Source organism: Pedococcus sp. (assembly GCF_036000045.1).
Lineage (GTDB): Bacteria > Actinomycetota > Actinomycetes > Actinomycetales > Dermatophilaceae > Pedococcus.
The window spans coordinates 1-11,512 of sequence record NZ_DASYGF010000059.1; the positions used below are offsets into that span (position 1 = coordinate 1).

At 69.0% G+C, this 11,512-nt stretch carries 9 protein-coding genes and 1 pseudogene; all 10 read left to right on the plus strand.

The annotated features are described in order from the left end of the window. Positions 1-427: pseudogene (locus VGN50_RS09150) on the plus strand (NADH dehydrogenase subunit D); the annotation flags it as partial. Between the two features lie 2 nt (positions 428-429). Beyond that, complete coding sequence (gene nuoE, locus VGN50_RS09155) at positions 430-1,248, plus strand: NADH-quinone oxidoreductase subunit NuoE (protein WP_327444446.1); 819 nt, start codon at positions 430-432, stop codon at positions 1,246-1,248. After that, positions 1,245-2,558, plus strand: coding sequence for an NADH-quinone oxidoreductase subunit NuoF (gene nuoF, locus VGN50_RS09160; RefSeq protein WP_327444447.1), 1,314 nt, complete (start codon positions 1,245-1,247; stop codon positions 2,556-2,558). Before nuoE ends, nuoF begins: the two co-directional genes overlap by 4 nt. Continuing rightward, positions 2,555-5,062, plus strand: a complete 2,508-nt coding sequence (locus tag VGN50_RS09165; protein WP_327444448.1) for an NADH-quinone oxidoreductase subunit G — start codon at positions 2,555-2,557, stop codon at positions 5,060-5,062. The genes nuoF and VGN50_RS09165 overlap by 4 nt, the downstream gene beginning before the upstream one ends. 26 nt (positions 5,063-5,088) lie before the next feature. After that, entirely contained in the window at positions 5,089-6,462 is a 1,374-nt protein-coding gene (nuoH, locus tag VGN50_RS09170; protein ID WP_414694589.1) for an NADH-quinone oxidoreductase subunit NuoH, read from the plus strand. Continuing rightward, positions 6,455-7,090 (plus strand): NADH-quinone oxidoreductase subunit NuoI, encoded by a 636-nt coding sequence (gene nuoI, locus VGN50_RS09175; protein ID WP_327444450.1) that lies wholly within the window; start codon positions 6,455-6,457, stop codon positions 7,088-7,090. Before nuoH ends, nuoI begins: the two co-directional genes overlap by 8 nt. Beyond that, positions 7,087-7,857, plus strand: a complete 771-nt coding sequence (locus VGN50_RS09180) for an NADH-quinone oxidoreductase subunit J (protein WP_327444451.1) — start codon at positions 7,087-7,089, stop codon at positions 7,855-7,857. Before nuoI ends, VGN50_RS09180 begins: the two co-directional genes overlap by 4 nt. Further along, a complete protein-coding gene (gene nuoK, locus VGN50_RS09185; RefSeq protein WP_327444452.1) occupies positions 7,854-8,153 on the plus strand; it encodes an NADH-quinone oxidoreductase subunit NuoK in 300 nt (99 codons plus the stop codon). The genes VGN50_RS09180 and nuoK overlap by 4 nt, the downstream gene beginning before the upstream one ends. A gap of 13 nt (positions 8,154-8,166) precedes the next feature. After that, positions 8,167-10,116, plus strand: a complete 1,950-nt coding sequence (gene nuoL, locus VGN50_RS09190) for an NADH-quinone oxidoreductase subunit L (protein ID WP_327444453.1) — start codon at positions 8,167-8,169, stop codon at positions 10,114-10,116. Beyond that, a partial coding sequence (locus VGN50_RS09195; RefSeq protein WP_327444454.1) for an NADH-quinone oxidoreductase subunit M occupies positions 10,116-11,512 on the plus strand: 1,397 nt, incomplete at its 3' end. The genes nuoL and VGN50_RS09195, both read left to right, overlap by 1 nt.

Genomic DNA, 11,512 nt, shown 5'->3' on the forward strand with positions numbered 1-11,512 from the left:
CGAGTCCCTGAAGATCGTCGAGCAGTGCCTGGACCGGCTACGCCCCGGCCCGATCATGGTGGCCGACCGCAAGATCGCCTGGCCCGCGCAGCTCGCCCTCGGCTCGGACGGGCTGGGCAACTCCCTGGACCACATCCGGCACATCATGGACGAGTCCATGGAGGCACTGATCCACCACTTCAAGCTGGTCACCGAAGGCTTCCGGGTGCCCGTCGGGCAGGTGTACCAAGCCGTGGAGTCCCCGCGCGGCGAGCTCGGCGTGCACGTCGTGTCCGACGGCGGGACCCGGCCCTACCGCGTGCACTACCGCGACCCGTCGTTCACCAACCTGCAGGCGACAGCGGCCATGTCGGAGGGCGGCATGGTCGCCGACGTGATCGCGGCGGTCGCCAGCATCGACCCCGTCATGGGCGGAGTGGACCGGTAACGATGCCGCTGACCGACGACACGCGCACGCAGATGCGGCAGATCATCGCCCGCTACCCGCGGCCCCGTTCTGCGCTGCTCCCGATGCTGCACCTGGTGCAGGCCGAGGAGGGCTACGTCACCACCGAGGGCGTCGCACTGTGCGCCCAGATGCTCGAGCTGTCCACGGCCGAGGTGTCCGCAGTCGCCACCTTCTATTCGATGTACAAGCGCCGCCCCGTCGGCGACTACCACGTCGGGGTATGCACCAACACGCTGTGCGCGGTGCTCGGAGGGGACGCCATCTTCGCTGCGCTGAAGGAACACCTCGACATCGGGAACGACGAGACGACCCCCGACGGCGCGCTCACCCTCGAGCACATCGAATGCAGCGCCGCGTGCGACTACGCCCCTGTGGTCATGGTCAACTGGGAGTTCTTCGACAACCAGACGCCGGAGTCGACCAAGCAGCTCGTCGACGACCTGCGCGCCGGCAAGGACGTCGCCCCCAGCCGTGGGGCGAGCCGGGTCTGCTCCTTCAAGCAGGTCTCCAGGGTCCTCGCCGGGTTCCACGACGGCCTCGCCGACGAGGGCGTGGGCGCCGGCCCGGCCTCGCTGGAGGGCCTGCGCCTGGCTCGCGACAACGACTGGACGGCGCCGGGGACCAACGGCGCAGCGGCCGATGACCACGCCAAGGACGAGCACCAGCCGAAGGCGACGTCCGTCAAGACCGCGCCGGGACGGCATACCTCCACGGACTCCACCGCCAACGCCGCCGACGAGAAGCCGGGCGACGCACCTGCGACTCTCTTCGACGAGACTGACGGGAAGGACGAGGCATGAGCACCACGCTGACCCCGATCCTCACTAAGTTCTGGGACGACCCCCAGTCCTGGACGCTCGCGACGTACGAGAAGAACGAGGGCTACCAGGCGCTGAAGAAGGCGCTCGGCATGAAGCCCGCGGACCTCGTCCAGATGACCAAGGACTCCGGCCTGCGCGGCCGTGGCGGCGCCGGCTTCCCGACGGGCATGAAGTGGGGCTTCCTGCCTCCGCCGGACGGTGGGCCGCGCTACCTCGTGGTCAACGCCGACGAGTCCGAGCCGGGCACCTGCAAGGACATCCCGCTGATGATGGCGGCGCCCCAGTTCCTGATCGAGGGGGTCGCGATCACGTCGTTCGCGATCGGATGCAACCACGCGTTCATCTACCTGCGCGGCGAGGTCGTGCACGTCTACCGCCGGCTGCTGCGCGCCGTCGAGGAGGCGTATGCCGCGGGCTACCTCGGCAAGAACATCCTCGGCTCCGGGTTCGACCTCGACGTCACGGTGCACGCGGGTGCGGGCGCCTACATCTGTGGTGAGGAGACCGCGCTGCTCGACAGCCTCGAGGGCCGTCGCGGGCAACCGCGTCTGAAGCCGCCGTTCCCAGCCGTCGCGGGCCTCTATGCCCGGCCCACGGTCGTCAACAACGTCGAAAGCATCGCCTCGGTCCCGCCCATCCTGTTGCACGGGGCCGACTGGTTCTCGGGCATGGGCACGGAGAAGTCGCAGGGCTTCGGCATCTTCAGCCTCTCGGGCCACGTCAAGCGCCCCGGCCAGTACGAAGCGCCGCTCGGCATCACCCTGCGCGAGCTGCTCGACATGGCCGGCGGCATGCGCGACCCCAACAAGAAGCTCAAGTTCTGGACGCCGGGTGGCTCGTCGACGCCGCTGTTCACCGACCAGCACCTCGACGTCCCGCTCGACTTCGAGTCGGTCGCCAAGGCTGGCTCCATGCTGGGCACCCGCGCGCTGCAGATCTTCGACGAGACGACCTGTGTCGTGCGCGCCGTCGACCGGTGGACCGACTTCTACAAGCACGAGTCCTGCGGCAAGTGCACCCCGTGCCGCGAGGGCACGTGGTGGCTCAAGCAGATCCTCGGCCGCCTCGAGCACGGGCACGGTGACGAGGAGGACCTCGAGAAGCTCCTCGACATCTGCGACAACATCCTGGGCCGCAGCTTCTGCGCGCTCGGTGACGGCGCGACCAGCCCGATCACGAGCAGCATCCAGTACTTCCGCGAGGAGTACCTGGCACACCTGGAGCACCAGGGCTGCCCGTTCGACCCCCGAGAGTCCACCCTGTTCGCCAAGGATTCGGTACCCGCATGAGTGTGACCACGAGCCCCAGCGCCGGAGGCAACGCCGTCAGCACGGGTGGTGACGCCTCGGTCCCCGCCCCCGTCGACCTGGTCAGGCTCACCATCGACGGCGTGGACGTGTCGGTCCCCAAGCACACCCTGGTGATCCGAGCGGCCGAGCAGGTCGGCGTGGAGATCCCGCGGTTCTGCGACCACCCGCTGCTCGAGCCGGTCGGCGCGTGCCGTCAGTGTCTCGTCGACATCGCGACGCCGGGCCCCGACGGCCAGCTGCGCCCGATGCCGAAGCCCCAGGCCTCCTGCACCATCACGGTCTCGGAGGGCATGGAGGTCAAGACCCAGCAGACCTCCAAGGTCGCCGACAAGGCGCAGCAGGGGGTCATGGAGCTGCTGCTCATCAACCACCCGCTGGACTGCCCGGTCTGCGACAAGGGTGGCGAGTGCCCCCTGCAGAACCAGGCGATGAGCAACGGCCGGGCCGTCTCGCGCTTCGAGGACGTCAAGCGGACCTACCCCAAGCCCATCAACATCTCCTCCCAGGTGCTGCTCGACCGTGAGCGCTGCGTCCTGTGCGCTCGGTGCACCCGCTTCTCCGACCAGATCGCCGGCGACCCGTTCATCGCGCTGGTCGAGCGCGGTGCGCTGCAGCAGGTCGGCATCTACGAGGAGAAGCCGTTCGAGTCCTACTTCTCAGGCAACACCGTCCAGATCTGCCCCGTGGGCGCGCTGACCGGTGCCGCCTACCGCTTCCGCAGCCGCCCGTTCGACCTCGTGTCGACGCCCAGCGTCTGCGAGCACTGTGCGTCCGGCTGCGGCATCCGCACCGACCACCGCCGCGGCGTTGTGCTGCGGCGCATGGCGATCAGCGACCCGGTGGTCAACGAGGACTGGAACTGCGACAAGGGCCGCTGGGCGTTCCAGTACGCCACGACGGGTGACCGCATCGAGTTCCCGATGGTGCGCGACGAGCAGGGCGAGCTCCAGGTGGCCTCCTGGCCCGAGGCGCTGGCCGCCGCGGCAGCCGGCCTCCAGCGGGCGCGGGGCGTCGGAGTCCTGACCGGCGGGCGCGTGTCCGTCGAGGACGCCTACACCTACGGCAAGTTCGCGCGAGCGGTGCTGGCTACCAACGATGTCGACTTCCGGGCCCGGCCGCACTCCGCCGAGGAGGCCGAGTTCCTCGCTTCCAGCGTCGTGGCGACGGGCCCCGACGGTGGGTCCGTGACCTACGACGACCTCGAGCGGGCCAAGACCGTCGTCCTCGTGGGCTTCGAGCCCGAGGAGGAGAGCCCGATCGTGTTCCTGCGCCTGCGCAAGGCGAACCGCAGGAACAAGACAGCCGTGTATGCCGTGGCACCGTTCGCCACCCGCGGCCTCGCCAAGCTGGGCGGCACCCTGATCCCCGCTGCCCCCGGCACCGAGGCCGAGGTGCTGCGTGCGCTGAGCGACGGCGTGACCGGTGACGGTGCAGCCGCGGCGGCTGCCGCTGCCCTTGAGACCGAGGGCGCCATCGTGCTGGTCGGCGAGCGGCTGGCGACCGTGCCCGGCGCACTGTCTGCAGCGGCCGCGCTGGCCGCCGCCCAGGGAGCGCGAGTGGCCTGGGTGCCGCGCCGCGCCGGTGAGCGTGGTGCCCTCGAGAGCGGTGCGCTGCCCACCCTGCTGCCGGGCGGGCGCCCGGTCTCGGACCCGGTGGCCCGCGAGCAGGTGGCAGAGGCGTGGGGCGTGGTCGGGCTGCCCGATGCGCCCGGACGTGACACCGCCGGCATCCTCGAGGCTGCCACGGCGGGTCAGATCGACGCGCTGGTCGTCGGCGGCGTCGACGCGGCCGACCTCGCAGACCTGCGTAGCGAAGAGGCCCTGGCCAAGACCTTCGTGGTCTCCCTGGAGCTGCGCCGCTCGTCCGTGACGGCGGTCGCCGACGTCGTGCTGCCGGTGGCGCCGCACGCCGAGAAGGGCGGCACCTTCGTGGACTGGGAGGGGCGCCCGCGTCCCTTCGAGGCTGCGCTGGCCTCCGCCGCGCAGTCCGACTACCGCGTGCTCGACATGCTGGCTGCCGAGATGGGCGCCTTCCTGGGCGCCCGCTCGCTCGCCGAGGTGCGGGCCGAGATGCGCATGCTGGGCCCCTGGACCGGTGACCGGCCTAGTGCCCCCTCCGTGCCGGTGGGCCCGGTGCCTGCCGCCGGTGAGGGCGAGGCGGTCCTCGCCACCTGGCACCACCTGCTCGACCGGGGCTCGCTCCAGGACGGCGAGCCGTTCCTGGCGGGCACGGCCCCCGAGGCCGTCGCGCGAGTCTCGACGGCCACCGCCGAGGCGGCCGGTGTCGCCGACGGCGACACGGTGGCCGTGACCCACGGCGAAAGCCGGGTTGTCCTGCCGGTCGTCGTCACCGAGGGCATGGTCGACCACGTCGTCTGGCTGCCCACCAACTCCATCGGCAGCCGCGTGCTCACGCAGGGCGGCATCGTCGTGGGCCTGGCCAAGGCCGAGGCACTCCTGCAGACAAGCGAGGTCACCCAGTGAGCACCGTGACGTATGCCGCGCAGGCTCTGACCGGCCTACCGCACCTCGCGTCGGTGATCGCCGCGGACGTGCCGGTCGTCGACAACCCGCGTGCGGACTTCAGCGACACGCCCTGGTGGCTGCACCTGGTGAAGGCGCTGCTCGTCTTCGTGTTCCTGCTCGTCAACACGCTGCTCGTCATCTGGTTCGAGCGACGCGTCATCGGCCGGATGCAGCAGCGCCCCGGTCCTAACCGGACCGGTCCCTTCGGTCTGCTCCAGACCCTCGCCGACGGCATCAAGCTGGCCCTGAAGGAGGACCTGACGCCGAGGAAGGCCGACAAGGTCGTCTTCGCGCTCGCCCCCGCCATCGCCGGTGCCATGGCGTTCGTGTCCTTCGCGATCATCCCGATGGGCCCGAGTGTGTGGATGTTCGGCCACCACACCCCGCTGCAGCTGACCGACATCCCCGTCGCGGTGCTGCTCGTGCTCGCCGTCGCCGGCGTGGGCGTCTACGGCATCGTGCTGGCCGGGTGGTCCTCGGGCTCGACCTACCCGCTGCTCGGTGGCCTGCGCTCGACCGCGCAGGTCATCTCGTACGAGATCGCGATGGGCCTGTCGCTCGTCGCCGTGTTCATCTACAGCGGCTCGATGTCGACCTCGCAGATCGTCTACTCCCAGCGGAGCCTCTGGTACATCGTCCCGGCGTTCTTCAGCTTCTTCGTCTACGTCGTCACGATGGTCGGCGAGACCAACCGTCTGCCGTTCGACCTGGCCGAGGGCGAGGGTGAGCTGACCGGTGGCTTCCACACCGAGTACTCCTCGCTGAAGTTCGCGATGTTCTTCCTCGGTGAGTACGTCAACATGTTCACCGTCTCCGCACTGGCGACCACGATGTTCCTCGGTGGCTGGCAGGCGCCTCCCGGCATCGCCGCCATCGACGGCGGGCTCTTCAACCACGGCTGGTGGGGGCTGCTCTGGTTCGTGGTGAAGCTCTGGCTGTTCATGTTCGTCTTCGTCTGGCTCCGCGGCTCGCTGCCGCGCGTGCGCTATGACCAGTTCATGCGGTTCGGCTGGCGGTTCCTCATCCCCGTGACGCTCGCGTGGGTGGTCGTCGTCGCCTTCATCCGCGCCAGCCAGCTCGGCTTCATCGCGGGCCCGACCTTCACCCTGGCAGGGCGGCAGTACCCGCTGCTGAGCTTCCTGTTCGTGGTGGTCGTCGCCGCGGGTGTGCTGCTGGCCTACTACCTCTGGGAGGGCAGGGCCGCCGAGGCGCGGGCTGCCCGGGAGGCCGCACCGCCGGAGGAGATCGACCCCTATGCCGGTGGCTACCCCGTGCCGCCGCTCCCGGGACAGCGGCTCAAGGAGCCGACCCTGGACGCTAGTGACCGTGCCCTCGAGAAGGAGTCCACCCGTGGCTGACGAGCAGAAGAAGGGCGGGCTCTTCGCCGACCTCTTCGCCCCGGTCGGCGGATTCGGCGTCACCTTCGCCACCATGTTCCGCAAGCTGGAGACCGAGGAGTACCCCGAGGTCAAGCGGCCGACCCAGCCGCGCTTCCACGGCCGGCACCAGCTGAACCGCCACCCTGACGGCCTGGAGAAATGCGTCGGGTGCGAGCTGTGCGCCTGGGCGTGCCCCGCAGACGCCATCCTCGTCGAGGGTGCCGCCAACGACGACCGCGACCCGGCGTCAGGTGGGCTCGGCCGGTTCTCACCGGGCGAGCGGTACGGCCGCGTCTACCAGATCAACTACCTGCGCTGCATCTTCTGCGGCCTGTGCATCGAGGCCTGCCCGACGCGCGCCCTGACGATGACCAACTTCTACGAGCTGGCCGACGACAACCGCGGCGACCTCATCTTCACCAAGGACCAGCTGCTGGCCCCGCTGCAGCAGGGCATGCTCCCGCCGCCGCACCCGATGGTCGACGGGCTCGAGGAGCGCGACTACTACCAGGGCAAGGTCACGCGGGCGACGCCCGAGCAGGAGACCTGGGCGAAAGAGCACTCGGGCGAGCTTTCGGACGCAGCGCAGGAAGGGCAGAGCGCATGACGGGCATGGGCGAGGCGGTGATGTTCTGGATCCTCGGGCCGATCAGCGTGCTGGCGGCTCTGGGCCTGATCTTCGCCAAGAAGGCCGTGCACGCCGCGATCGGCATGGCGCTGGTGATGATCAACCTCGGGATCTTCTACATCGCCCAGCAGGCGGACTTCCTCGGGATCATCCAGATCTTCGTCTACACCGGCGCGGTGATGATGCTCTTCCTGTTCGTGCTCATGCTGGTCGGCGTCGACTCCTCCGACTCCCTGGTGGAGACCCTGAAGGGCCAGAAGTGGGCCTCCGCGCTGCTCAGCCTCGGCCTGGCCGCGCTGATCTTCGCCGCGGTGGGTCGCGTCCAGCTCGGCCCTGTGCGGGGCCTGGCCTTGGTCAACCAGTCCAAAGGCAACGTGAGCGGCGTGGCCGAGCTCATCTTCGGCCAGTACGTCTGGGTCTTCGAGGTCACCTCAGCCCTGCTCATCACGGCAGCGCTGGGCGCGATGGTGCTGGCGCACCGTGAGCGTCTGGGGGCCAAGCCCAGCCAGCGGATGTGGTCCGAGCGTCGCGTGCGTGAGAACCGCAACGTCGCCGGCCTGCCGGCCCCCGGTGTCTACGCCCGCCACAACGCGGTCGACACCCCGGCCCTGCTGCCCGACGGCACGCCGAGCGAGCTCTCGGTGTCGCGGGTGCTCAGCGCGCGCGAGCAGGTCACCGTGCCCACCCGCCACATCGACGCCGAGCACGCCATCGAGCGCGAGCTGGAGGAGGGCGAAACCCGATGAGCCTCATCAACTACATCTACCTCGCCTCGCTGCTGTTCGCGATCGGCGGCGCCACGGTGCTGCTGCGCCGCAACGCGATCGTGGTCTTCATGGGTGTCGAGCTGATGCTCAACGCCACCAACCTGATGTTCGTGACCTTCGCGCGCATCCACGGCAGCCTCGACGGCCAGGTGATCGCACTGTTCGTCATGGTCGTCGCGGCCGCCGAGGTCGTCGTCGGGCTGGCGATCATCATCGCGATCTTCCGTGCCCGCCGGTCGGCCTCGGTCGACGACGCCAACCTGCTGAAGCTGTAGAAGGGGCCGACAGGTGACTTCCCTCGTAACCATTGCCGCCGATGGGGCCGCGGCGTCCGCGCACGCGGCCACCGGCTTCTCGGCATACGCCTGGCTCCTGGTGGCTCTGCCGGTCCTTGGGGCTGCCGTGCTGCTGCTCGGCGGCCGGGCGACCGACGGCTGGGGCCCGGTGTTCGCGACCGCCATGTCGTGGGGCTCGTTCGTGGTCGGCTTCGTCCTCTGGATGCTGATGCTCGGCCGGTCCGGGAGCGACCGGGCGGTGTCGATCCACCTGTTCAACTGGGTGCCGGCCGGGGCGTTCCACGTGGACGCCGGGATCCTGCTCGACCAGCTCTCCATGACGTTCGTGCTGCTGGTGACCTTCGTCGGCTCGCTGATCCACGTCTACTCCCTCGGTTACATGGAGCACGACCCGGACAAGCGGCGGTTCTTCGCCTACCTCAACCTGTTCGTGGCCTCGATGCTGCTACTGGTCCTGGCCAACTCCTACCTGCTGCTCTACGTCGGCTGGGAGGGCGTCGGCCTGGCGTCCTACCTGCTGATCGGGTTCTGGAACCACAACCCCGCGTATGCCACTGCGGCCAACAAGGCGTTCGTCGTCAACCGCGTCGGTGACTTCGGGCTGTCGGTCGCGATCATGCTCATGTTCGTCACCTTCGGCCGGGTGGACTTCGCAGGTGTCTTCCAAGGCGCCTCGCACGCCAACCAGGGTGTGTTGACCGCGATCGGGCTGATGCTGCTCCTCGGCGCCTGTGGCAAGTCCGCGCAGTTCCCGCTGCAGAGCTGGCTCGGCGACGCCATGGCCGGCCCGACGCCGGTGTCCGCGCTGATCCACGCGGCGACGATGGTGACCGCCGGTGTCTACCTGGTCGTGCGCAGCCACGCGATCTTCGACCTGGCGCCGACCGCCCAGCTCATGGTCACCATCGTCGGCGCGATCACGCTGCTGTTCGGAGCGATCGTCGGCTGCGCCAAAGACGACCTCAAGAAGGCGCTCGCAGCGTCGACCATGTCGCAGATCGGCTACATGATGCTGGCCGCGGGGCTGGGGCCGGTCGGCTACGCCTTCGCGATCTTCCACCTGCTGACGCACGGCTTCTTCAAGGCTGGCATGTTCCTCGGCGCCGGCTCGGTGATGCACGGCATGAACGACCAGGTCGACATGCGCCGGTTCGGCGGCCTGTCCGGAGTCATGAAGATCACCTGGGTGACCTTCGGGCTCGGGTGGCTGGCGATCCTCGGGGTGCCGCCGTTCTCAGGCTTCTGGTCCAAGGACAAGATCATCGAGGCGGCCTTCATCGGTGACGGCTGGCGCCCCTGGGTCTTCGGCGGTGCCGCGCTGGTCGGCGCCGGCATCACCGCGTTCTACATGTCGCGCCTGTTCTTCATGACCTTCCACGGCAAGCGGCGCTGGACCGACGGCGACAACGCGGTGCACCCGCACGAGTCGCCCCGGACCATGACCATCCCGATGATCGTGCTGGCCGTGGGCTCGGCACTGCTGGGCCTCGTGCTCAGCATCGGGAGCGTGTTCACGAACTGGCTCCAGCCGGTGGTGGGCGCGCACCCGGAGGGCGAGCCGGTCGTGCCGGTATGGCTGCTGATGACCCTGACGCTGCTCCTGGTCGCCGGCGGCATCGCCCTCGCGTGGATGCGGTACTGGCGTGACGAGGTCCCCGTGGTCCAGCCGGCCGGCTCGCTGGTCACGCATGCGGCGCGGCGCGACCTCTACCAGGACGAGGTCAACGAGGGGCTGTTCATGCGCCCCGGCATCCACCTGACCCGCTCGCTGGTCTTCGCCGACAACCGCGGCGTCGATGGGGCGGTGGGTGGTCTGGCCGCGCTCGTCGGCGGCACGTCCAGCCGGTTGCGTCGCGTCCAGAACGGCTTCGCGCGTTCCTATGCCCTGACGATGCTCACCGGCGTCGTCCTCATTCTCGGCGCTCTGTGGGTGATCCAGTGATGACCAGCTTTCCGTGGCTGACCGTGGTGGGGTTGGTCCCCCTCATCGGTGCTGCCGTCGTGGCCGCGCTCCCCGCCGGCCTCGCCGGTCGGGCCAAGCACATCGCGCTGGGCGCGTCGCTGCTGACCCTGGTGCTCGGGGTGGCCGCCGCGCTGCAGTTCACGCCCGGGTCCCACGCCCAGTTCCAGCTCACCGAGCAGCACGAGTGGATCCCGCAGTTCGGGGTCTCCTATGCCCTCGGTGTCGACGGCATCGCCCTGGTCATGATCCTCATGGCCGTCATCCTTGCCCCGGTCTGCATCCTCGCGGCGTGGGAGGACGTGCCCGAGGGTGGCGCCCGTGAGAAGAACTACTTCGCGCTCATGCTCGTCCTCGAGACGTTCATGGTGGGCGTCTTCGCGGCCACCGACGTGTTCCTGTTCTACGTCTTCTTCGAGGCCATGCTCATCCCGGTCTACTTCCTGATCGGCGCCTACGGCGGCCCGCGCCGGCAGTATGCCGCGGTGAAGTTCCTGCTCTTCTCGCTCGCCGGGGGACTGGTGATGCTCGTGGGCGTCATCGCGCTGTACCACTACGGACCCGGGGGCCATGACGGCTTCCTGGTCTCGAAGCTGACCGGCCTGTCGATCGGCACCGTGCCACAGCGGTTGATGTTCGTCGCGTTCTTCTTCGCGTTCGCGGTCAAGGCGCCGATGTGGCCCGTCCACACCTGGCTGCCCGACGCGGCCACGGAGGCCCGCCCGGCGACGGCCGTGCTGCTCGTCGGCGTGCTCGACAAGGTCGGCACCTTCGGCTTCCTCCGCTATTGCCTCGGTCTCTTTCCGCATGCATCGCATTGGTTCACCCCAGTTGTGCTCACTCTCGCCGTCGTGGGCGTCATCTACGGCGCGCTCCAGGCGATCGGGCAAAAAGACATGCTGCGGCTGGTGGCGTACACCTCCGTTTCGCACTTCGGGCTGATCACCCTCGGTGTGTTTGCGTTCACCAGCCAAGGTCAAGCCGGGGCAACGCTTTACATGGTCAATCACGGCTTCTCGACTGGGGCGCTGTTGCTGGTCATCGGATTCATGATCGCCCGGCGCAAGTCGCGCGGCATCAATGACTTCGGCGGCATGCAGAAGGTGGCACCGATCCTGGCCGGCACGTTTCTGATCGCCTGCCTGTCGGGGCTGGCACTCCCCGGCCTCAACACCTTTGTCAGCGAGTTCCTCGTACTGGTCGGTTCGTTCACGCGCTACAAGGTCGCGGCGAGCATCGGCACGGTGGGCATCATCTTGGCGGCCCTCTACATGTTGATTCTTTACCAGCGCACGATGACCGGGCCGGTCTCGCCCGACGTCGAGGGCAGCCGCGATCTCTCGCTTCGGGAGAAGTGGGTCATTGCCCCGGTCGTCGC